This is a genomic window from Streptomyces sp. NPDC043746 (assembly GCF_056436485.1).
This window is the reverse complement of the sequence record NZ_JBWKCM010000019.1, coordinates 60567-82565: the sequence shown is the minus strand read 5'-3', so window position 1 is coordinate 82565 and position 21999 is coordinate 60567. Positions and strand designations below refer to the sequence as shown.

The window sequence follows — 21999 nt, the reverse complement described above, 5'->3', positions numbered from 1 at the left end:
TGTCCGAGGTTCCGACCCCCTCCGGAGGTGAACTGCCGTCGGGTAACGTGACATTGCACCGAAGAAGTCCGAGGTCCCGGAGGACGCCGTGGTCACCCTGCAGTCGCGCAAACTCGTCGCCCCCACCGAGAACCTGCGCGACCAGGTGGCCCACGCGCTGCGCGCCGCGCTCATCGCCGGGGAGATCAAGCCCGGAGGCGTCTACTCGGCCCCGGCTCTCGCCGCGGAGTTCGGCGTCTCGCCCACCCCGGTGCGCGAGGCGATGCTCGACCTCGCCCGTGAAGGTCTGGTCGAGGTCGTACGGAACAAGGGCTTCCGGGTGACGGAGATGACCGAGCAGGACCTGGACGAGTACACGGAGATCCGTACGCTCATCGAGGTGCCCACCGTCGCCAAGGTGGTCCGGACCGCCACCCGCGACCAGCTCGAAGCCCTGCGCCCGGAAGCGGAGGCCATCGTGGCGGCGGCCCGGGCCCATGACCTCATCGGCTATCTGGACGCCGACCGCCGCTTCCACCTCGATCTGCTCGCCCTCGGCGGGAACCGCCACCTCGTCTCGGTCGTCGGCGACCTCCGCAAGCGGTCCCGGCTCTACGGCCTCACCGAGCTGGACGAGGCCGGGGTCCTGGTCGACTCCGCCGAGGAGCACGTGCGGCTGCTGGACCTGATGATCGCCCAGGACGCGGAGGGCGCCGAGGCCCTCATGCGCCACCACCTGGAACACGTACGGACCCTGTGGGCCAGCCGCCCGCAGCCGGAGCCGCGGAGCGTGCTCACCCTCGGCAGGGGCTGATCCCCCGCCGGGGCTCAGCCCACGTCGAGGATCTTGCCCACGAGCCGGGTCAGGGTCCGGCGTTCGGCCGCGGCGAGGGCGCCGATGGCCCGGTCCGGCAGGCGCGGAACCCTTTTTCCGCCTCCTCCGGCGCGGGCCCGGCCTCCGGTGTCGGCGTCACCGCGTAGGCCCGGCGATCCCGGGGGTGGCGCTCCCGCCGTACGAGACCGGAGCCCTCCAGTCCGTCGATGCACCCCACCATCACGCTGCGGTCGATCCGCAGCTGTGCGCTCAGCCCCACCGCCGTAGCGGAACGGAAGCCGGGGGAGGGGTGCCCCGCGAACCCCTGTACGTTTAGCTTAGGCTTACCTATCCTTACTGCTCGTCCAACCTGAGGAACACCCATGCTCGGCTTCACCCGCGTGCGTCGTCACACCCTTGCCGCTTCGGCCACCGCCGTCGCCCTCGCCGTCGTCCTGGCCGGCTGCTCCTCGGACGGCGACAGCGGAAAAGACGCGGCGAAGGACGCGGGCAAGGACACGAGCAACAGCGCCGGCGCCTTCCCCGTCTCGATCAAGAGCTCGCTCGGCACCGCCGAGATCAAGGAGAAGCCGCAGCGCATCGTGACCCTCGGCCAGGGCTCCGCCGAGACCGCGATAGCCCTCGGCCAGACCCCGGTCGGTATCGAGAGCTACCCGTGGGGCAGCGACAAGTCCGGCTACCTGCCGTGGATCAACGAGGCCGTGAAGAAGTCCGGCGACAAGCTGCCCAAGCAGTTCACGGGCGGCGAGGAGATCGACTTCGAGGCCATCACCGAGCTGGAGCCCGACGTCATCCTCGCCCCCTGGTCGGGCATCACGCAGAAGCAGTACGACGTCCTCAAGGACATCGCCCCCACGGTCGCCTACCCGGACCAGGCGTGGAGCACCGACTGGGACCAGCAGATCGACATCATCGGCAAGGCGCTGGGCCGCACGAAGGACACCGACGCCCTCAAGACGAAGATCGAGAAGCAGCTCTCCGACGCCGCGGCCACCCGGCCGAACTACAAGGACGTCACCTTCTCCTACATCTACAACACCGGCCCCGGCACCCTCGGCGTCTTCAAGCCCGAGGAGCAGCGCGTCAAGATGGTCTCCTCGCTCGGCCTGACCGTCGACCCGGTCGTCAACGGCTTCAAGGAGACCCCCGGCACCGACTCCGCCCTCATCGGCCTGGAGAACGCCGAGAAGCTGAAGGACAGCGACGTGATCTTCACGTTCTACACGGACGAGAAGAACCGCAAGGAGATCGAGGGCCAGAAGCTCTACGGCGAGATCCCCGCGATCAAGAAGGGCGCCGTCGTCGCGAGCAACGACAACTCCTTCGTCACCGCCTCCTCGATCATCAACCCGCTGACCGTGCCGTGGACGATCGAGCGCTACCTGCCGATCATCGACGAGGCCGTCAAGAAGGCCGGCAAGTAACCCCGGCCGGGTATCGGAACCGCCGAGGTCACCAGGCACACTTCACTCCCATGGCAACCACCACGGTCGCACCGCCGAGCGGCACCGGAACCTCCCGTTCCGGTGCCGCTCGGCCGGCGTTCCTCCTGCTCATGACGGTCGCGGCGGTCGTCGCCCTGGCGGTCGCGCTCGGCGCGAGCGTCATGTTCGGCAGCCGCTCCACCTCGTTCGGCGAGGTCCTCGACGTGCTCGGCGGCAGCGCCGACGCCAATGTCACCGCCATCGTCGAGAGCCGCTACCCGCGTACGGTCCTCGGCGTCCTCGCCGGGCTCTGCCTCGCCGTCGCGGGCACGCTCATGCAGGGCGTCTCCCGCAACCCGCTGGCCGAACCGGGCCTGCTCGGCATCAACGCCGGGGCCTCCGCGAGCATCGTCGCCGCGACCGCCTGGCTCGGTGCCTCGGGCGCCACCGACACCATGTGGTGGGCGCTGCCCGGAGCGCTGATCGCCGGGGTGCTCGTCCACGTCATCGGCTCCGCCGGTACGGGGACGAGCGTGGTGCGCCTGGTGCTCGCCGGGGCCGTGCTCACCGCCGTACTGATGGCGTTCATCCAGGCGGTGACCCTCAGCAAGCCGCAGGTGTTCGACAGCTACCGCTACTGGGTCGTCGGGGCGCTCGGCGGCCGGGACTTCGACGTGTTCTGGTCCGTGCTGCCCTTCGCTGCCGTCGGGCTCCTCCTCGCGCTCGCCCTCGGCCCCGGTCTCAACGCCCTGGCCCTCGGGGACGCGACCGCCGTCGCCCTCGGCTCCCACCCGGCCCGCACCCGGGGCGGCGGGCTGCTCGCCGCCACCCTGCTCAGCGCCGCCGCGACCGCCGCCGTCGGCCCGATCGCCTTCGTCGGCCTCGCCGTTCCCCACGTGGTACGGGCCCTGGTCGGCGTCGACTTCCGGGTCCAGCTCCTCTTCTCCGCCCTGCTCGGACCGACCCTGCTGCTCCTCGCGGACGTGATCGGCCGGACCGTCATGCGCCCCACCGAACTCATGGTCGGCGTCGTCACCGCGTTCATCGGCGCACCCGCGCTGCTCATCGCCGTACGCAGGATGCGGGGCACCACATGACGCTCACCACCGAACCCACCGCCCCCGCCCGCGAGCCCGTCAAGGCTCCCCGCGGCTACCTGGTCGTCGGCCGCACGGTGGCGGTACCGATGCGCCGCGCCTCCGTCCTCGCCTTCGCGGGACTCCTCGTCCTCCTGCTGGCCGCCGCCGTGGCCACGCTCACCTGGGGACGCCTCGGCCTCGACATCGCCGACCTGCCCGCGGCCCTCCTCGGGGACGCCCAGGGCAAGGACCGCTTCGTCTTCAACCGGCTCCGCGGCCCCCGGCTCACCGTGGCCATCGGGGTCGGCGCCGCGCTCGGCCTCTCCGGCGCGCTCTTCCAGTCCGTCACCCGCAACCCCCTGGGCAGCCCCGACGTCATCGGCCTCTCCGCCGGGGCCGGGGCGGGCGCCGCGATCTGCGCGCTGATGTTCCCCGGCGCCGTCCCGGTCGCCCTCGGCGCGCTCATCGGCGCGGTCGCCGCGATGGCCCTCGTGTACGTGTCCACCGGCACCGGCTTCCGCAACCCCGCCCGGCTCGTCGTCGCCGGTATCGGGGTCGCCGCGATGGGCGCCGCCGTCACCCAGTACGTCGTCTACGCCCTGGAGCGCGACAAGGCCTCTGTTCTCACCGCCTACGTCAACGGCAGCCTCACCGCCCGCTCCTGGACCGACGCCACCACCATCTGGCTGGTCCTGCTCGCCGTCGCCCCGCTGACCGCGCTGATCTCCCGGCGGCTCGACATCGGTGAGATGGGCGACGACATCTCCCAAGGGCTGGGCGCCGAACCGAAGAAGGCCAAGACCCTGGCCGTCCTCCTCGCCATCGTCCTCTCCGCCGCCGCCGTCAGCGTCTCGGGCCCCATCGCCTTCATCGCCCTGACGGCCCCGCAGATCGCCAGGAGGCTCACCCGCGGATCGGGCCCCCACCTGCTGCTCTCCGGTCTCACGGGCGGGCTGCTGCTGGTCGCCGCCGACCTCTGCGCCCAGCAGCTGCCGCTCTTCGACGATCTGCCGGTCGGCATCTACACGATGGCCATCGGTGGCGCGTACCTGGGCCATCTGCTGATACGGGAGTGGCGCCGGGGCGTGCTCTGAGACCGGCCGCCGCCGCGGGCAGGGCGGGAGCCGGAGTTCGCGGCCATGCCAGGCAGCGGCGGCCGGCCGCCGCCGAGCCGTTCCTGACGTCCTTCGCCGGAGCGTACGACGGCGCCCGGGTCGGGATCGGGGCGCCGAAGACGGTGACGACTGGTCACGTACAGGTTCGTCGACCATACTGCCCGCCGTGGAGCAGAGCATAGATTCGAACCAGAAGCCCGAGTTCGCCGCAGGCACCGACCCGGCGTTCATCCCCCTCCCCGGTCTGGCGGCGCCCGTCGCGCCCCGGAAGACCGAACCGGAAGCGGAGGCCGGTCCCGATCCGGAGCCGGAGGACGCGCCGAAGGCGGCGACCGACATCGACGGAGGAGCGGACTCGGAGGCAGCAGCCGAAGCGGTAGCGGACCCGGAGTCGACACGGGAAGCGGAACCGACATCCGAGTCGGCATCGAAGGCGGAGTCGGCATCGGAAGCGGAGGGCGCCGAGGACGGTCCGGCCTTCGAGATCAGTGACCGTCGCGGCTCGATCCGGGTGGCCCGGGAAGGCGTCCGGTTCACGCTGGACGACCAGGAGGCCGAGTTCGACTGGGCCGAGATCGGCGCGGTGGAGATGCACGCCGCCCGCTTCGGCCGCCGGTTCACCGTGACCGTCCACCTGTCGACCCGGCGCTGGTTCAACGCCGAGGTCGAGGCGGCGAGCCGGGCCCGGCTCAAGGAGTGGCCGGCCGAACTGGACGCCGTCCTGGACGCCTACTTCGAGGAGTCCTGACCGGACTGCTCCCCCAGCCGTCGCCGGACGCCGCCGACCGGGGCCGGTGGCGGGGGGCGCGGAGCCGTTCGCCCCGGTGCCTGTGCGAGGCTGGCGGCGGTCCGGCACGCCGTCGGCGACCGCGTTCCCGGGAAGCGCGGAGCCCGGCGCCGGACGGATGAGGAGAGGTACGTGACCAGGGACGCCCGGTGGGACGCGCTGCTGGAGCTGGTCGGCAGGCACGGCAGGGTGGAGGTCGAGGAGGCGGCGGCGGCGCTCGCCGTGTCGGCCGCGACCATCCGCCGTGACCTGGACCAGCTCGCCGAGCAGCACCTGCTCACCCGCACCCGGGGCGGGGCGGTCGCACACGGGGTCTCGTACGAACTGGCGCTCCGCCACAAGACCGGCCGCCACGCCCTCGAGAAACAGGCGATCGGCCGCGCGGTCTGCGAACTCGTCGCCGTCGGCGAGGTGGTCGGCCTGACCGGCGGGACGACGGTGACCGAGGTGGCCCGGGCCCTGGCGGTCCGCCCCGACGTCGTCGGTGAGACGGCGCTCGCGGGCGGCCGGCCGACACTCACCGTCGTGACCAACGCGCTCAACATCGCGAGCGAGCTGGCGATCCGGCCGCAGATCAAGATGGTCGTCACGGGCGGGGTGGCCAGACCGCAGTCGTACGAACTGACCGGCCCGCTCGCCGTCGGGGTGATGAACGAGATCACGCTCGACGTCGCCGTCCTCGGAGTCAACGCCATCGACCTCGAGCGTGGTGCCTACGTCCACCACGAGGGCGAGGCGAGCGTCAACCGGCTCCTTGCCGAGAGGGCCCAGCGGGTGGTGGTGGCGGCCGACTCCTCGAAGATCGGCAAGCGGGCGTTCGCCCGGGTCTGCGACCTCGGGCGGGTCGATGTGCTGGTCACCGACTCCCGTATCCCGGAGGCTGCGAAGAACCGGCTGGGTGAGGCGGGAGTCCAGGTCGTCACGGTGTGAGAGCGGCCCCCCGCCTGGCGTGGAGGCGGTTCCCGGCATGGTGTGGGAGCGACTCGATCCGGCCCTTCGCCGTGTCGCTGGTACGCCGAACGGGTGAGGGAGGAGAGGATTGGCCGATGAACAGTGAGTGCAGCCGGCGCGGACCCGCCCGGCTCGACGACGGGGTGGCCCTGTGAGCAGGTACGACAGGTACGACAGATATGACGCCACCGACGAACAGTGGGAGGGGCTGGCCCAGGTCGTACCCCTGCGCGGCCGGGACGAGTGGCCGTCCCGGATCGACCACCGCACGGTCCCGGACGAACGCGCGGCCGAGCAGCGCCGCCTGGTGGTGCTGAGGGTTCAGGTCTTCGCGGACGCGCGCGAGGTCGCGGAGTACCTGGTCGCCCAGGTGCCGGTGCTGCTCGACCTGACGGCGGCGGAGACGGACGTGGCCAAGCGGATTCTCGACTTCAGCAGCGGTGTGGTCTTCGGGCTCGGCAGCGGAATGCACCGCGTCGACCGGAACGTCTTTCTCCTTGCCCCGGAGGGCATGGAGGTCGAAGGGGTCACGCCCGCGGGCCTCACCCAGGCGTAGTACCCGCGTCCCTGGCTCCCGGCCCCCTGAACGCCACGGTCCCGCCACCGGACGCCCCTGTGGGCGTCCGGGGCGGCGGTGGTAGACCTGGGGCCGTGACAGAACTCGATGTGGCGGAACTCCAGCGTCGGCTGGCCGCGTTCGCGGCGGCCCGCGACTGGGGGCAGTACCACACCCCGAAGAACCTGGCGGCGGCCCTGAGTGTCGAAGCCTCCGAACTGCTGGAGATCTTCCAGTGGCTGACGCCGGAACAGTCCGCCCGGGTCATGGACGAGCCCGGGGCGGCGCATCGCGTGACCGACGAGGTCGCGGACGTGCTCGCCTATCTCCTCCAGCTCTGCGCGGAGTTGGGTATCGACCCGCTGCGGGCGCTGGCGGCCAAGATCGAGCGCAACGAGAGACGCTTCCCCGTCCCGGCCCCGGCCCCGTCCCCCGCCCCCGCCCCTGCCCCCGCCCCGGCCCCTGCTCCGGACCCGGTTCCGGACCCTCCGGAAATCCAGGATCGTCACTCTTCGGAGTGATCGTGTTATCCACAATCGATTTTGTGTCCACAGATTTCCGATTTCCTCTGGCCTTCCGGTGCCATCTACCTCACTGTGGGTAATGAAAGGGAAGAGCGGGGTTGTGTGACGACAGGCACGACGGGGGAGACCTGGCATGGAAGCGGAGCGACTCATCGAGAGCGGGCGGCGGGCCCTGGCGGAGAGCCGGGGTGCGCTGGAGGTCATGGCGGAGGCCTGGCAGGCACAGGCCCTCGCGCGGGCGGTCGGCGGCCGGCTGGCGCTGCTCGGCCCGATGGAGTTACGGGGGGAGGCGCGGGCCCTCGGCGAGATCGGCGGCGGGTCCCCCGCGCCGGACCATCCGGCGGTCCTCGGCCGGGGCACCCGGGCGGCGCAGCTCTCCGGGATCACCGATGTGCGGGCGGCCCTGACGGATCTGGCGCTGCTCCTCGGGGAGGCGGGCATCGCGCTCGTCTCGGTGGCCTGCGACACGGGGGAGGACGGTCTCTACTGGCAGTGCATCGAGGCCATGGACGCCGCCGACGAGTCGCTGGACCGGGTGCACGGGCTGCTGAGACGGCTGGGCGAGCGGGAGAGGGAGCGTGACGGCCCCTACGGCGGGATACGCGGCCCGGCCCCGTCGGCGGCGGGGTCCTGAGGGAGCGTGCCGGTGAAAGAGGCAGGATGGGGGGCATGGATCTTCGCATCTTCACCGAGCCCCAGCAAGGGGCCGACTACGACACCCTGCTCACCGTCGCCAAGGCCACCGAGGACCTCGGCTTCGACGCCTTCTACCGCTCCGACCACTATCTCCGCATGGGCTCCGGCGACGGCCTGCCCGGACCGACCGACGCCTGGATCACCCTGGCCGGTCTGGCCCGCGAGACCCGGCGGATCCGGCTCGGCACCCTGATGACGGCGGGCACGTTCCGACTGCCCGGCGTGCTCGCCATCCAGGTGGCGCAGGTGGACCGGATGTCCGGCGGCCGGGTCGAGCTGGGCCTGGGCGCGGGCTGGTTCGAGGAGGAGCACAAGGCCTACGGCATCCCGTTCCCCAAGGAGAAGTTCGGTCGGCTGGAGGAACAGCTGGCGATCGTCACCGGCCTCTGGGGGACGGAGATCGGCAGGACCTTCAGTTACGACGGCACCTACTACCAGCTCACCGACTCGCCCGCGCTCCCGAAGCCGGCCCAGGCCAAGGTGCCCATCCTGATCGGCGGCCACGGCGCGACCCGCACCCCGCGCCTCGCCGCGCAGTACGCGGACGAGTTCAACATCCCCTTCGCCTCGCTGGAGGACAGCGAGAAGCAGTTCGGCCGGGTCCGGGCGGCGGCCAAGGCGTTCGGGCGCGAGCCGGACGACCTGGTGTACTCCAACGCCCTGGTCGTCTGCACGGGCAAGGACGACGCGGAGGTGGCCCGGCGGGCGGCGGCCATCGGCCGGGACGTGGAGGAGCTGAAGGCCAACGGGCTGGCCGGCTCGCCCGCCGAGGTGGTCGACAAGATCGGCCGGTACGCGGCGATCGGCTCGTCCCGGATCTACCTCCAGGTCCTCGACCTGGCCGACCTGGACCATCTGGAGCTGATCTCCGCGCAGATCCAGTCCCAGCTGGACTGACGGCACCCGGCCTCTGGAAGGGGCGGAGGAGGAGATGACATGAGTTCCGGCCGTACGGTGGCCGAAGCGCTGGCGGAGGGGCCCGTCCTGCTGGACGGCGGGCTCTCCAACCAGCTGGAGGCCCAGGGATGCGACCTCTCCGACGGGCTCTGGTCGGCCCGGCTGCTGGCCGACGCGCCGGAGCAGATCGAAGCCGCCCACCTGGCATATCTGCGGGCCGGAGCACAGATGCTCATCACATCCGGCTACCAGGCCACGTTCGAGGGGTTCGCGCGCCGGGGGATCGGGCCGCAGCGGGCCGGGGCGCTGCTCGCCCGCAGCGTGGAGCTGGCCCGGCGGGCGGCCGACGCCTCCCGCCGGGCCGGACCCGGGCGGGAGGTCTGGGTCGCCGCCTCGGTCGGCCCGTACGGGGCGATGCTGGCGGACGGCAGCGAGTACCGGGGGAGGTACGGGCTGACCGTCCGGGAGCTGGAGCGGTTCCACCGCCCCCGGGTGGCGGCGTTCGCGGAGGCGGGGCCGGACGTCCTGGCGCTGGAGACGGTGCCCGACATCGACGAGGCCGAGGCGGTGGTGCGGGTGGCCGAGGAGACCGGACTGCCGTACTGGCTCTCGTACAGCGTGGCAGGCGGCCGGACCCGGGCAGGGCAGCCGCTGGAGGAGGCGTTCGCGGTGGTCGCCGGGCGGGAGCGGGCGGTGGCCGTCGGGGTCAACTGCTGCGACCCGGCCGAGGCGGAGGAGGCGGTGCGGGTGGCGGCGGCGGTCACGGGCAAACCGGCCGTGGTCTACCCCAACAGCGGGGAGGACTGGGACGCCGAGGGCAGGGGGTGGACGGGGCGGAGCACCTTCGCCGCGGAGCGGGTGCGGGCCTGGACGGGCGCCGGGGCGCGGCTGGTCGGCGGCTGCTGCCGGGTGGGTCCGGACCGGATCGAGGAGTTGGCGGCGCTGCTGGGCACCGGGCCGGGGCCCCACGGGGCACCGGCTTCCTGAACCGGGCCCGGCGAGACAGTGGTGGGGAAAATGCCTGGTGGGGACGGGAGGTGAGGGCCATACTCGGACGGGTGTTCCTGACGATCAGCACGACCGGCACCCCAGACCGTCCCGCCACGGACCTCGGCTTCCTGCTGCACAAGCACCCCGACCGGGCACAGGCGTTCTCCACCTCGCACGGCACCGCCCACGTCCTCTACCCCGAGGCGTCCGCCGAGCGCTGCACAGCCGCTCTCCTGCTGGAGGTGGATCCGGTGGCGCTGGTGCGGCGCGGCAAGGGCAAGGGCCGGGGCGGGGCGCCCGACGCGGCGCTCGCGCAGTACGTCAACGACCGCCCCTACGCGGCCTCCTCGCTGCTCTCGGTCGCCCTGGCCGCCGTCTTCAAGTCCGCGCTGGCGGGAGTCTGCCGGGCCCTGCCCGAGCGGGCCGAGGCTCCGATGCCGCTGCGGATCGAGGTGCCCGCGCTTCCCGCCCGGGGCGGTGCGGAGCTGGTGCGCAAGCTGTTCGTGCCGCTCGGCTGGGAGCTGGTCGAGGCCACGGCCGTACCGCTGGACGAGCAGTTCCCCGCGTGGGGCGACTCGCGCTACGTACGCCTGGTGCTGGAAGGGGAGCTGCGGCTCGCCGACGCCCTGCGCCAGCTCTACGTCCTGCTGCCGGTGCTCGACGACGCCAAGCACTACTGGGTCGCGCCCGACGAGGTGGACAAGCTGCTGCGGGCCGGTGAGGGCTGGCTGGCCGACCACCCCGAGCGGCCCCTGATCACCCGGCGCTACCTCTCCCACCGCTGGGGGCTGACCCGCCAGGCCGACCAGGCCCTGGAGCTGGTCCGGCTCGCGGAGTCGGACGACCTGGACGTGGAGAGCGTCGACAACGCGGTGGACGAGAGCACCGACACCGAGGAGAAGCCGGTCCCGCTCGCTGAGCACCGCCGCACCGCGATCCTCCAGGCGCTGCGCACGGCCGGCGCGCACCGGGTGCTCGACCTGGGGTGCGGCCAGGGGCAGTTGGTGCAGGCGCTCCTGAAGGACGCGGAGTTCACCGAGATCGTCGGTGTCGACGTGTCCATGCGTGCCCTCACCATCGCGTCGCGACGGCTGAAACTGGAGCGGATGGGGGAGCGCCAGGCGGCCCGGGTCACGCTCCGGCAGGGCTCCCTCTCCTATACGGACAAGCGGCTCAAGGGGTACGACGCCGCCGTGCTCAGCGAGGTGATCGAGCACGTCGACCTGGACCGGCTGCCCGCCCTGGAGTACGCGGTCTTCGGTTCGGCGCGCCCGCGCACGGTCCTCGTGACCACGCCCAACGTCGAGTACAACGTCCGCTGGGAGACCCTCCCGGCCGGGCAGGTCCGCCACGGCGACCACCGGTTCGAGTGGACCAGGGCCGAGTTCCGCGCCTGGGCCGAGAAGGTGGCCGAGCGCCACGGCTACACCGTCGCGCAGCTGCCCGTCGGCCCGGACGACCCCGAGGTCGGCCCGCCCACCCAGCTGGCCGTCTTCACCCTGACCGACACCGCGCACGACCACAGGACCGAGAAGAAGAAGGAGGCGAAAGCCGCATGACGAACAACCACGGCACCACCGGCGCCCCCGGCACCGCCTCCCGCACCCTGCCCGTCCCCGACCTCTCCCTCGTCGTCCTCGTCGGCGCCAGCGGATCGGGCAAGTCCACCTTCGCCCGCAAGCACTTCAAGCCCACCGAGATCGTCTCCTCGGACTTCTGCCGGGGCCTCGTCGCCGACGACGAGAACGACCAGAGCGCCAGCGGTGACGCCTTCGACGTGCTCCACTACATCGCGGGCAAGCGCTTGGCCGCCGGGCGGCTCACCGTCGTCGACGCCACCAGCGTCCAGCCCGAGAGCCGCAAGCAGCTCGTCCGGCTGGCCCGGGAGCACGACGTGCTGCCCGTCGCCATCGTCCTCGACCTTCCCGAGGAGGTCTGCCTCGCCCGCAACGCCACCCGTCCCGACCGCGCGGACATGCCCCGCCACGTCGTCCAGCGCCACCGCCGGGAGCTGCGCCGTTCGCTGCGCGGGCTGGAGCGCGAGGGCTTCCGCAAGGTGCACATCCTGCGCACCGAGGAGGAGGCCGAGCGCGCCGCAGTGGTCCTGGAGCGCCGCTACAACGACCTGCGCCACCTCACCGGCCCCTTCGACATCATCGGTGACATCCACGGCTGCCGCTCCGAGCTGGACACCCTGCTCGGCAAGTTGGGATACGTGGACGGCGCCCACCCCGAAGGGCGTACGGCCGTCTTCGTCGGTGACCTGGTCGACCGGGGTCCGGACAGCCCGGGGGTGCTGCGCCGAGTCATGTCCATGGTGGCGGCGGGCACCGCCCTCTGCGTCCCCGGCAACCACGAGAACAAGCTCGGCCGCTATCTCGCGGGCCGCAAGGTTCAGCAGACCCACGGCCTCGCGGAGACCGTCGAGCAGCTGGAGCGCGAGGACGCCGAGCACCCCGAGTTCCGGCAGCAGGTGCGGGAGTTCATCGACTCGCTGGTCAACCACTACGTCCTGGACGGCGGCAACCTGGTGGTCTGCCACGCCGGGCTGCCCGAGAAGTACCACGGACGCACCTCCGGCCGGGTACGCTCGCACGCGCTGTACGGGGACACGACAGGCGAGACCGACGAGTTCGGCCTGCCCGTGCGCTACCCCTGGGCCGAGGAGTACCGGGGCCGGGCCGCCGTTGTCTACGGCCACACCCCCGTGCCCACCACCTCCTGGATCAACAACACCATCTGCCTGGACACCGGCGTCGTCTTCGGCGGGAGGATGACCGCGCTGCGCTGGCCGGAGCGCGAACTCGTCGACGTACCGGCCGAGAAGGTCTGGTACGAGCCCACCCGGCCGCTGTCGACCGAGGCGCCCGGGGGCCGGGAGGGCAGGCCGCTGGACCTCGCGGACGTGCAGGGCCGCCGGGTCGTGGAGACCCGGCACATGGGCCGGATCGCCGTGCGCGAGGAGAACGCGGCCGCCGCGCTCGAAGTGATGAGCCGGTTCGCCGTCGACCCGCAGCTCCTGCCGTATCTCCCGCCCACCATGGCCCCCACCGCCACCTCCCGGGAGGACGGCTTCCTGGAGCACCCGGCCGAGGCGTTCGCGCAGTACCGGGCGGACGGCGTCGAGCGGGTCGTGTGCGAGGAGAAGCACATGGGCTCCCGGGCCGTCGCCCTGGTCTGCAAGGACGCGGCCGCCGCCACCGGGCGCTTCGGCACTGACGGCCCCACCGGCGCGCTCTACACCCGCACCGGCCGCCCCTTCCTCGACGACCCGGCCCTGACCGAAGGGGTCCTGGACCGACTCCGTACGGCGGTCACCGCCGCCGGGCTCTGGGCGGAGTGGGAGACCGACTGGGTGCTGCTGGACGCCGAGCTGATGCCGTGGTCGCTGAAGGCCGGCGGCCTGTTGCGCTCGCAGTACGCGGCGGTCGGCGCGGCCTGTGGCGCGGTCTTCCCGTCCGCGCTCGCCGCCCTGGAGACGGCCGCCGCACGGGGGGTCGACCTCGGGGACCTGGTCGTACGGCAGCAGGGCCGGGCGGCGGACGCGGACGCGTTCACCGAGGCGTACCGGCGCTACTGCTGGACCACCGAGGGGCTGGACGGGATGCGGATCGCCCCGTTCCAGATCCTCGCCGTCCAGGGCCGCTCGCTGGCCGCCGTCCCTCACGACGAGCAGCTGACCTGGCTGGACCGGCTCGTCGAGCACGACCCGACCGGGCTGCTCCAGGTCACCCGCCGGCTTGTCGTGGACCCGGCCGACGAGGCGTCCGTCCGCGCGGGCACCGACTGGTGGCTGGAGATGACCGGGCGCGGCGGTGAGGGCATGGTCGTCAAGCCGCTCGGCGCCCTGGTCCGGGACGCCGGGGGACGGCTGGTCCAGCCCGGCATCAAGGTGCGCGGCCGGGAGTATCTGCGGATCGTCTACGGCCCCGAGTACACCCGCCCGGAGAACCTGGAGCGGCTGCGCTCCCGCTTCCTCGGCCACAAGCGCTCCCTGGCGCTGCGGGAGTACGCGCTGGGCCTGGAGGCGCTGGACCGGCTGGCGGAGGGCGAGCCCCTGTGGCGGGTCCACGAGGCGGTCTTCGCCGTCCTGGCCCTGGAGTCGGAGCCGGTCGACCCCCGGCTCTGAGCACCCGAAGCGGCAGCCCGCGCCAACCCATGGGCGGTTCGCGGGGTGAACGGTGCTCCGCCCGGTGAGGATGAAGACATGGGATTCCACGTCGACTCCGAAGCCGGGCGGCTGCGCCGCGTCATACTGCACCGCCCCGATCTGGAACTGAAGCGGCTGACCCCCCGCAACAAGGACGCGCTCCTCTTCGACGACGTGCTCTGGGTGCGCCGGGCCCGGCAGGAGCACGACGGGTTCGCCGACGTCCTGCGCGACCGGGGGGTGGAGGTGCACCTCTTCGGCGACCTCCTCCAGGAGTCCCTGGACATCCCCGTCGCGCGGCGGCTCGTCCTCGACCGGGTCTTCGACGAGAAGGAGTACGGTCCGCTCGCCACCGAGCATCTGCGCGCCGCCTTCGAGGAGCTGTCCTCCGCGGAGCTGGCGGAGGCGCTGGTCGGCGGGATGACCAAGCGCGAGTTCCTGGAGCGGCACAGCGAGCCGACCTCCGTCCGCTTCCATGTGATGGACCTGGACGACTTCCTGCTCGGCCCGCTGCCCAACCACCTCTTCACCCGGGACACCTCCGCCTGGATCTACGACGGGGTCTCCATCAACGCGATGCGCTGGCCCGCGCGGCAGCGCGAGACCGTCCACTTCGAGGCGATCTACCGTCACCACCCGCTCTTCACCGGCCCGGAGGCCGGGGTCTTCCACCACTGGTCGGAGGGGCAGGGCGACTACCCGTCCACGATCGAGGGCGGTGACGTCCTGGTCATCGGGCAGGGGGCCGTCCTGATCGGAATGAGCGAGCGCACCACCCCGCAGGCGGTGGAGATGCTGGCGCGCGGCCTCTTCGACGCCGGTTCCGCGCGCACGATCGTGGCGCTCGACATGCCCAAGGCCCGCGCGTTCATGCACCTGGACACGGTGATGACCATGGTCGACGGCGACACGTTCACCCAGTACGCGGGGCTCGGGATGCTCCGCTCGTACACGATCGAGCCGGGCAGCGGCACCCGTGAGCTGAAGGTCACCGACCATCCGCCCGAGCACATGCACCGGGCCATCGCCGCCGCCCTCGGCCTCGATTCCGTCCGGGTCCTCACGGCCACCCAGGACGTGCACGCGGCCGAGCGCGAGCAGTGGGACGACGGCTGCAACGTGCTGGCGGTCGAGCCGGGCGTCGTCGTCGCGTACGAGCGGAACGCGACCACCAACACCTATCTGCGCAAGCAGGGCATCGAGGTCATCGAGATCCGGGGCAGCGAGCTGGGCCGGGGGAGGGGCGGACCGCGCTGCATGAGCTGTCCGATCGTACGGGACCCTGTGTAGCACCGGCGTTTTCGGGACGGGAAGCGACGGTTTCCGGACCCAGGGGGCTGTATATAGATGCGGATGATCGTATAGACTTCCAACATTCTCCGCCGCCCCCCTGAGGATCCACGGCCCCGTGGATCCCGCAGACACCCCCGTCCCCCTGGAGCAGTCACCATGGCCATCGACCTCACCGGCCGCCCCTTCCTCAAGGAGCTGGACTTCACCGCCGAGGAGTTCCTCGGTCTGGTCGCGCTGGCCGGTGAGCTGAAGGCGGCCAAGAAGGCAGGGGCCGAGGTGCAGCGGCTGCGCGGCAGGAACATCGCGCTGATCTTCGAGAAGACCTCCACCCGTACGCGCTGCGCGTTCGAGGTCGCCGCCGCCGACCAGGGCGCCTTCACCACCTACCTGGACCCCTCCGGCTCCCAGATGGGCCACAAGGAGTCGGTGAAGGACACCGCCCGGGTGCTCGGCCGGATGTTCGACGGGATCGAGTACCGGGGCGACAGCCAGCAGGTGGTCGAGGAGCTGGCCGCCTACAGCGGTGTCCCCGTCTTCAACGGCCTCACCGACGACTGGCACCCCACCCAGATGCTCGCCGACGTGCTGACCATGACCGAGCACAGCGAGAAGCCCGTCACCGGCCTGGCCTTCGCCTACCTCGGGGACGCCCGCTTCAACATGGGCAACTCCTACCTGATCACCGGCGCCCTGCTCGGCCTGGACATCCGCATCGTCGCCCCCGAGATGTACTGGCCGGCCCCCTCCGTCGTGGCCCAGGCGGAGAAGCTCGCCGCGGTCAGCGGGGCGAAGGTCACGCTCACCACCGACGTCACCGAGGGCGTCCGGGGCGCCGACTTCGTCGCCACGGACGTCTGGGTCTCGATGGGGGAGCCCAAGGAGGTCTGGGACGAGCGGATCGCGGCCCTCGCCCCGTACGCCGTGACGATGGACGTGCTGCGGGCCACCGCCAATCCGGACGTCAAGTTCCTGCACTGCCTGCCGGCCTTCCACGACCTCGGCACCCAGGTGGGCCGGGACGTCCACGCCGCCCACGGCCTCACCGAGCTGGAGGTCACCGACGAGGTCTTCGAGTCGGCGCACTCCGTGGTCTTCGACCAGGCCGAGAACCGGATGCACACGATCAAGGCCGTCCTGGTGGCCACGCTGGCGGGCCCGTAGCGCGCCCGTACACGGGCGGGGGTTCGCATGCTCATACACCCGATTGGGTGAACATGCGCGGAGGTGGCTACCATGTCGCCTCTTGGTGGGGTTCGGGCTCTGACGCGCCCGGGCCCCTTTCCCGTGCCGCCCCCGCGCGGCCGGAACCGCCCCCCCACTGCACCACCAGAGAAGAGAACGTCCCGCATGAGCCCCGGTCTGCCGAACTCCGGCCCCCCGAAGCGCACCGGCCCCTCCCGGCCCGGTCTGCGCCGCAAGAGCCCCGCCCAGCTCATCGCCGAGTCCGGCGGCGACCTGGAGGGCCACGGCCTCAAGCGGACGATGGGCCTCTTCCAGCTCGTCTGCTTCGGCGTCGGGGCCATCGTCGGCACCGGCATCTTCGTCGGTCTCTCCGACACCGTCTCCGAAGCCGGGCCCGCCGTCGTCATCTCCTTCGTCCTGGCCGCGATCACCTGCATCTTCACCGCCTTCGCCTTCGCGGAGCTGGGCAGCGCGATCCCGGTCTCCGGAAGTTCGTACTCCTTCGCGTACGCCGCCCTCGGCGAGCGCACGGCGTTCCTCGTCGGCTGGTGCCTGATGCTGGAGTACGGCGTCTCGGTCTCCGCCGTCGCGGTGGGGTGGAGCCAGTACGTCAACGAGCTGCTGAACAGCCTGATCGGCTGGCAGCTGCCCGCGGCCGTCTCCGCCGGACCCGGTGACGGCGGGGTGGTCAACCTCCCCGCGGTCGTGGTGATCGCCATGGCCGCCACCCTGCTGGTGCGCGGTGTCCGGGAGAGCGCGGGCGCGACCGCCGCCATGGCGGTCCTGAAGATCGGCATCCTGCTGGCGTTCTGCGCGATCGCCTTCACCGCGTTCCAGGACGACAACCTCGTGCCGTTCGCCGGCCACGGCCTCGGCGGGATCACGGCGGGCGCCTCGCTGGCGTTCTTCTCGTACATCGGCTTCGACGCCATCACCACCGCGGGCGAAGAGGTCAAGAACCCCCGCCGGAACATCCCCATCGCCATCCTGATCTGCATCGGCCTCGTCACGCTGCTCTACTGCGCGGTGGCGCTCTCGGCCATCGGGGCGCTCGGCGCGGACGCCGTCTCCGACAAGCCCGCGGCCCTCTCGCTGGTCGTCAACCAGGTCACCGACTCCGCCGTGGGCGGGGGCGTCATCGCCTTCGGCGCGGTCGTCGCCATCGCCTCGGTGGTGCTCGCCGTGATGTACGGGCAGACCCGCATCCTGATGTCGATGTCCCGCGACGGGCTGATCCCGCGCGTCTTCGAACGGGTCTCGCCCAGGACCCACACCCCGGTCGCCAACACCTGGATCGTGGCCAGCGTCTTCGCCGTACCGGCCGCCTTCGCCTCGCTGGACGTCGTCGTCAACCTGACGACCATCGGCACACTCGCCATCATGGTCGCGGTCAACGCGGCCGTCGTGGTGCTGCGCCGCCGCAACCCCGAGCTGAAGCGGACCTTCCGGGTGCCGCTCTACCCGGCGAGCCCGGTGCTCGGCGTCGTGTTCTGCCTGTATCTGATGTACGGCACCGGCTGGACGACCTGGCTCCAGTTCGCGGTCTTCCTCGCCGCGGGTTCGCTGCTCTACACCTGCTACGGGCGCAAGCGGTCCCGGCTGGTCAGCTCTCCGGGGACGGACCCGGCTGGGACGGTATCGCCGGAAGCGTGAACCAGACGGCCTTGCCGTGCTCCGTGGTGCGGTGGCCGCAGGCGGCGCTGAGGGTCCGGATCAGCAGCAGACCGCGCCCGTGCTCCTGCCAGGGGTCGACCTCGAAGCCCGGACTGGGCCGGGAGAGGTCGCCGGGCGGAGCCGGGTCGTGGTCGTGCACCTCGACCTGGCAGCCGGTCGGCAGCAGTTCCACGACCAGCTCGATCGGCTCGCTGCTCACCGTGTGCTCGACCGCGTTGGCCACCAGCTCGGCGGTCAGCAGCTCGGCGGTGTCGCTGTCCGCCGGGGCGTCGATGTCCGACAGGGCGGTACGGACGAGGGCGCGGGCGATCGGCACGGCTGCCGTGGAGTGCGGCAGGGCGATGCGCCAGGAGGCGGGAGCGGCGGGATCGGGCGGCACGGCGGGGTTCCGTTCGGGAGCGGGTCTTCCTTGCGGCGGGATGTCTCGGCGCGTCGGAGCTGCGCGACTCGCCGGGGCATCTCGACGAAACGGGGTTTCTCGACTCATCGGCATCGCGTATCGAGACTTCCTGGGGTCAACCTTACGAACCGCGCGGTCCCGGCCATAGAGCCGGTCGGCCGGTGCAAACAGGACTTTCGCCACAACGGTCTCATGGCTTGTCTATCGCGACCTCGTGACGACAGTCACGTACGAGTGATAGCTTCGGTGGTGGAACGTGCCCCGCGCCCGGTCGGCGACCCGCCCGAATGCTGAAGGGAACCCCTTCATGAGTTCGTATCCCAGCTCCGCCCAGCGCGTGGAGGAGTGGCGTCACCTCCGGGTCACCCGGGAGGACGGTGTGGTGACCGTCACACTGGACCGGCCCGACCGACTCAACGCCCTCACCTTCGGTGCCTACGCCGACCTGCGCGACCTGCTCGCGGAGCTGACCCGGGAACGTTCCGCGCGCGCCCTCGTCCTCGCCGGTGAAGGGCGCGGCTTCTGCTCCGGCGGCGACGTCGACGAGATCATCGGCGCCACCCTCGCGATGGACACCGCCGCGATCCTGGAGTTCAACCGGATGACCGGCCAGGTCGTACGGGCCCTGCGTGAATGCCCCTTCCCCGTCGTCGCGGCCCTCCACGGCGTCGCCGCCGGGGCCGGAGCCGTGCTGGCTCTCGCCGCCGACTTCCGGGTCGCCGACCCCACCGCCCGCTTCGCCTTCCTCTTCACCCGGGTCGGCCTCTCCGGCGGCGACATGGGCGCGGCCTATCTGCTGCCCCGGGTCGTCGGCCTCGGCCACGCCACCCGGCTGCTGATGCTCGGGGACGCCGTGCGGGCCCCCGAGGCCGAGCGCATCGGGCTGATCAGCGAGCTGACCGAGGAAGGCCAGGCCGACGCCCGCGCCGCCGAGCTGGCCCGCCGCCTCGCGGACGGCCCCGCGCTCGCCCTCGCCCAGACCAAGGCGCTGCTCACCGCCGAACTGGACATGCCGCTCGCCGCCTCCGTCGAGCTGGACGCCAACACCCAGGCCCTCCTCATGCACGGCGAGGACTACGCCGAGTTCCACGCCGCCTTCACCGAGAAGCGGCCCCCGAAGTGGCGGGGAAGGTAGCCGTGGCGGGCAGCGGACCGTCCGTGCGGCGCATCGCGGTCATCGGCGGCGGACCCGGCGGACTCTACGCCGCCGCCCTCCTCAAGCGGCTCGGCCCGGCCCGCACGATCACCGTCTACGAGCGCAACGCCCCCGACGACACCTTCGGCTTCGGCGTCGTCCTCTCCGACGAGACCCTCGGCGGCATCGAACACGCCGACCCCGAGGTCTACCGCGCCCTCAGCCGTGAGTTCGTCCGCTGGGACACCATCGACATCGTCCACCGCTCCCACACCCACACCTCCGGCGGCCACGGCTTCGCGGCGCTCGGCCGCCGACGGCTGCTGGAGATCCTGCACGAGCGCTGCACCGCCCTCGGCGTCGACCTCCGCTTCCGCGCCGAGGCCCCGCCCGCCGCCGAGCTGGCCGCCGACCACGACCTGGTCATCGCCGCCGACGGGGTCAACAGCGCGACCCGCCGGGCACACGCCGACGTCTTCGGCCCCTCCCTCACCGAACACCGCAACCGCTACACCTGGCTGGCCGCCGACTTCGCCCTCGACGCCTTCCGCTTCGAGATCGCCGAAACTCCCTACGGCGTGATGCAGTTGCACGGCTACCCGTACGCCGCCGACGCCTCCACCGTCATCGTCGAGATGCGCGAGGAGGTGTGGCGGGCCGCCGGGCTCGACCGCTGCGACCCGGCCGAATCCACCGCCCGCTGCGCCAAGTTCTTCACCGAGGCCCTGGGCGGCAGGCCCCTGCGCTCCAACAGGTCCAGCTGGATCGCCTTCCGTACGGTCACCAACTCCCGCTGGTCGCACGGGAACACGGTCCTCATCGGGGACGCCGCCCACACCGCGCACTTCTCCATCGGATCCGGCACCAAACTCGCCGTCGAGGACGCCCTCGCGCTCGCCGCCTGCATCGAGGAACAGCCGGACCTGCCCGCCGCGTTGACGGCGTACGAGGCCGAGCGCCGCCCGGTCGTCGCCTCCACCCAGCGGGCGGCGGCGGCCAGTCTGCGCTGGTTCGAGGAGCTGGCCGGCTATGTCGACCAGCCGCCCCGCCGCTTCGCCTTCAACCTCCTCACCCGCAGCCGCCGGGTCACCCACGACAACCTGAGGCTGCGCGACGCCGCGTTCGCGGCCGCCGTGGAGGAGGAGTTCGGCTGCCCGCCCGGCACCCCGCCGATGTTCACCCCCCTCCGGCTGCGCGGCCTGGAGCTGCGCAACCGGGTCGTCGTCTCACCCATGGACATGTACTCGGCCACCGACGGGCTCCCCGGCGACTTCCACCTCGTCCACCTCGGTGCCCGCGCCCTCGGCGGTGCCGGACTCACCATGACCGAGATGGTCTGCGTCAGCCCCGAGGGTCGCATCACCCCCGGCTGCACGGGCCTGTGGGCCGACGAACAGGGCACCGCCTGGCGGCGGATCACCGACTTCGTCCACACCTCCGCCCCCGGCGCGGCCATCGGCGTCCAGCTCGGCCACTCCGGCCGCAAGGGCTCCACCAAGCTGATGTGGGAAGGCATCGACCAGCCCTTGGAGACCGGCAACTGGCCCGTCTCGGCCGCCTCCCCGCTTCCGTACCGGCCGGGCGTCAACCAGGTCCCGCGCGAGCTGGACACGGCCGGGCTCGCCGCCATCCGCGACCAGTTCGTCCAGGCGGCCCGCCGGGCGGCCACCGCCGGGTTCGACCTGCTCGAACTCCACTGCGCCCACGGTTACTTGCTCTCCGGCTTCCTCTCCCCACTCACCAACCACCGCACCGACGCCTACGGCGGCCCCCTGGAGAACCGGCTCCGCTACCCCCTCGAAGTCTTCGACGCCGTCCGTGAGGCCTGGCCCGCCGAAAGGCCGATGACCGTCCGGATCTCCGCCACCGACTGGGCCGAGGGCGGCACGGACGCGGCCGACGCCGTGGAGATCGCCCGCGCCTTCGCCGCCCACGGGGCCGACGCCATCGACGTCTCCACCGGCCAGGTGGTGCCCGAGGAGCGCCCCGAGTACGGCCGCTCCTACCAGACCCCGTACGCCGACCGGATCCGCAACACCGTCGACGTCCCGGTCATCGCGGTCGGCGCCATCTCCTCCTGGGACGACGTCAACTCCCTGCTCCTCGCGGGCCGCGCCGACCTCTGCGCGCTGGCCCGCCCGCACCTCTACGACCCCCACTGGACCCTCCACGCTGCGGCCGAACAGGGCTACACCGGCCCGGGCGCCCCCTGGCCCCTCCCGTACGGCGCCGGCAGCCGCACCCCGCCCACCGGCCGCACGGACGCCCCCAAGCCCCGGCTCACCCTGGAGTGATCGCCCGGGGGCTAGGCCCTGTCCGATGGGTCGTGTAA

Annotated in this window: 20 protein-coding genes; 18 read left to right on the top strand and 2 right to left on the bottom strand. The window is 72.1% G+C overall.

Going from position 1 to position 21999, the window contains the following annotated elements; translation table 11 throughout:
* Window positions 1–88: 88 nt before the first annotated feature.
* Window positions 89–793 (top strand): GntR family transcriptional regulator, encoded by a 705-nt coding sequence (locus tag AC0682_RS20820; protein ID WP_478534492.1) that lies wholly within the window; start codon window positions 89–91, stop codon window positions 791–793.
* Window positions 794–842: 49 nt separating this feature from the next.
* Here the strand turns inward: AC0682_RS20820 and AC0682_RS20815 are convergent, their stop codons facing one another.
* Window positions 843–1073: a MarR family transcriptional regulator gene (locus AC0682_RS20815; protein ID WP_478534490.1), complete on the bottom strand. Its 231-nt coding sequence runs from the start codon at window positions 1071–1073 to the stop codon at window positions 843–845.
* Between the two features lie 103 nt (window positions 1074–1176).
* Here AC0682_RS20815 and AC0682_RS20810 point away from each other — a divergent pair, with 103 nt between their 5' ends.
* The 15 genes from AC0682_RS20810 to AC0682_RS20740 all read left to right on the top strand — a co-directional run bounded on the left by AC0682_RS20810 (window position 1177) and on the right by AC0682_RS20740 (window position 18111).
* The gene (locus AC0682_RS20810) at window positions 1177–2238 is read left to right on the top strand and encodes an iron-siderophore ABC transporter substrate-binding protein (protein ID WP_070202388.1); all 1062 of its coding nucleotides are present in this window, start codon (window positions 1177–1179) and stop codon (window positions 2236–2238) included.
* A 50-nt stretch (window positions 2239–2288) separates the two neighbouring features.
* Window positions 2289–3335, top strand: coding sequence for a FecCD family ABC transporter permease (locus AC0682_RS20805; RefSeq protein ID WP_478534487.1), 1047 nt, complete (start codon window positions 2289–2291; stop codon window positions 3333–3335).
* Window positions 3332–4411 (top strand): FecCD family ABC transporter permease, encoded by a 1080-nt coding sequence (locus AC0682_RS20800; RefSeq protein ID WP_478534485.1) that lies wholly within the window; start codon window positions 3332–3334, stop codon window positions 4409–4411. The genes AC0682_RS20805 and AC0682_RS20800 overlap by 4 nt, the downstream gene beginning before the upstream one ends.
* A 187-nt stretch (window positions 4412–4598) precedes the next feature.
* The gene (locus AC0682_RS20795) at window positions 4599–5180 is read left to right on the top strand and encodes a hypothetical protein (RefSeq protein ID WP_478534483.1); all 582 of its coding nucleotides are present in this window, start codon (window positions 4599–4601) and stop codon (window positions 5178–5180) included.
* A 171-nt stretch (window positions 5181–5351) separates the two neighbouring features.
* A complete protein-coding gene (locus tag AC0682_RS20790; protein ID WP_478534482.1) occupies window positions 5352–6149 on the top strand; it encodes a DeoR/GlpR family DNA-binding transcription regulator in 798 nt (265 codons plus the stop codon).
* A gap of 172 nt (window positions 6150–6321) precedes the next feature.
* The gene (locus AC0682_RS20785; RefSeq protein WP_018491767.1) at window positions 6322–6726 is read left to right on the top strand and encodes a cell division protein SepF; all 405 of its coding nucleotides are present in this window, start codon (window positions 6322–6324) and stop codon (window positions 6724–6726) included.
* Window positions 6727–6821: 95 nt separating this feature from the next.
* Entirely contained in the window at window positions 6822–7247 is a 426-nt protein-coding gene (locus tag AC0682_RS20780) for a nucleotide pyrophosphohydrolase (protein WP_478534480.1), read from the top strand.
* A 136-nt stretch (window positions 7248–7383) separates the two neighbouring features.
* Complete coding sequence (locus tag AC0682_RS20775; RefSeq protein ID WP_478534478.1) at window positions 7384–7884, top strand: DUF6099 family protein; 501 nt, start codon at window positions 7384–7386, stop codon at window positions 7882–7884.
* Between the two features lie 35 nt (window positions 7885–7919).
* Window positions 7920–8843: an LLM class F420-dependent oxidoreductase gene (locus AC0682_RS20770; protein ID WP_478534477.1), complete on the top strand. Its 924-nt coding sequence runs from the start codon at window positions 7920–7922 to the stop codon at window positions 8841–8843.
* Window positions 8844–8882: 39 nt separating this feature from the next.
* A complete protein-coding gene (mmuM, locus tag AC0682_RS20765; RefSeq protein WP_478534475.1) occupies window positions 8883–9830 on the top strand; it encodes a homocysteine S-methyltransferase in 948 nt (315 codons plus the stop codon).
* Between the two features lie 71 nt (window positions 9831–9901).
* Window positions 9902–11392, top strand: a complete 1491-nt coding sequence (locus tag AC0682_RS20760) for a 3' terminal RNA ribose 2'-O-methyltransferase Hen1 (protein ID WP_478534473.1) — start codon at window positions 9902–9904, stop codon at window positions 11390–11392.
* Window positions 11389–13962 (top strand): polynucleotide kinase-phosphatase, encoded by a 2574-nt coding sequence (locus AC0682_RS20755; protein WP_478534472.1) that lies wholly within the window; start codon window positions 11389–11391, stop codon window positions 13960–13962. Before AC0682_RS20760 ends, AC0682_RS20755 begins: the two co-directional genes overlap by 4 nt.
* 78 nt (window positions 13963–14040) lie before the next feature.
* On the top strand, window positions 14041–15273 hold the full coding sequence (locus tag AC0682_RS20750) for an arginine deiminase (protein WP_478534470.1): 1233 nt from the start codon (window positions 14041–14043) through the stop codon (window positions 15271–15273).
* A 159-nt stretch (window positions 15274–15432) separates the two neighbouring features.
* Window positions 15433–16437: an ornithine carbamoyltransferase gene (gene argF / locus AC0682_RS20745; RefSeq protein ID WP_478534469.1), complete on the top strand. Its 1005-nt coding sequence runs from the start codon at window positions 15433–15435 to the stop codon at window positions 16435–16437.
* Between the two features lie 186 nt (window positions 16438–16623).
* Window positions 16624–18111: an amino acid permease gene (locus tag AC0682_RS20740; RefSeq protein WP_478534467.1), complete on the top strand. Its 1488-nt coding sequence runs from the start codon at window positions 16624–16626 to the stop codon at window positions 18109–18111.
* Here AC0682_RS20740 and AC0682_RS20735 read toward each other — a convergent pair.
* Window positions 18062–18511 carry an ATP-binding protein gene (locus AC0682_RS20735; RefSeq protein ID WP_478534466.1) on the bottom strand — a complete coding sequence of 150 codons (450 nt, stop codon included), beginning with the start codon at window positions 18509–18511 and terminating at the stop codon, window positions 18062–18064. The two genes, AC0682_RS20740 and AC0682_RS20735, sit on opposite strands and share 50 nt — an antisense overlap.
* Before the next feature lie 328 nt (window positions 18512–18839).
* Between AC0682_RS20735 and AC0682_RS20730 the strand changes: the two genes are divergently transcribed.
* Together AC0682_RS20730 and AC0682_RS20725 are read left to right on the top strand one after the other, a co-directional pair.
* Window positions 18840–19667 (top strand): enoyl-CoA hydratase family protein, encoded by an 828-nt coding sequence (locus tag AC0682_RS20730; RefSeq protein ID WP_478534465.1) that lies wholly within the window; start codon window positions 18840–18842, stop codon window positions 19665–19667.
* Complete coding sequence (locus AC0682_RS20725) at window positions 19652–21961, top strand: bifunctional salicylyl-CoA 5-hydroxylase/oxidoreductase (protein WP_478534464.1); 2310 nt, start codon at window positions 19652–19654, stop codon at window positions 21959–21961. Before AC0682_RS20730 ends, AC0682_RS20725 begins: the two co-directional genes overlap by 16 nt.
* The last annotated feature ends 38 nt before the right edge of the window (window positions 21962–21999 follow it).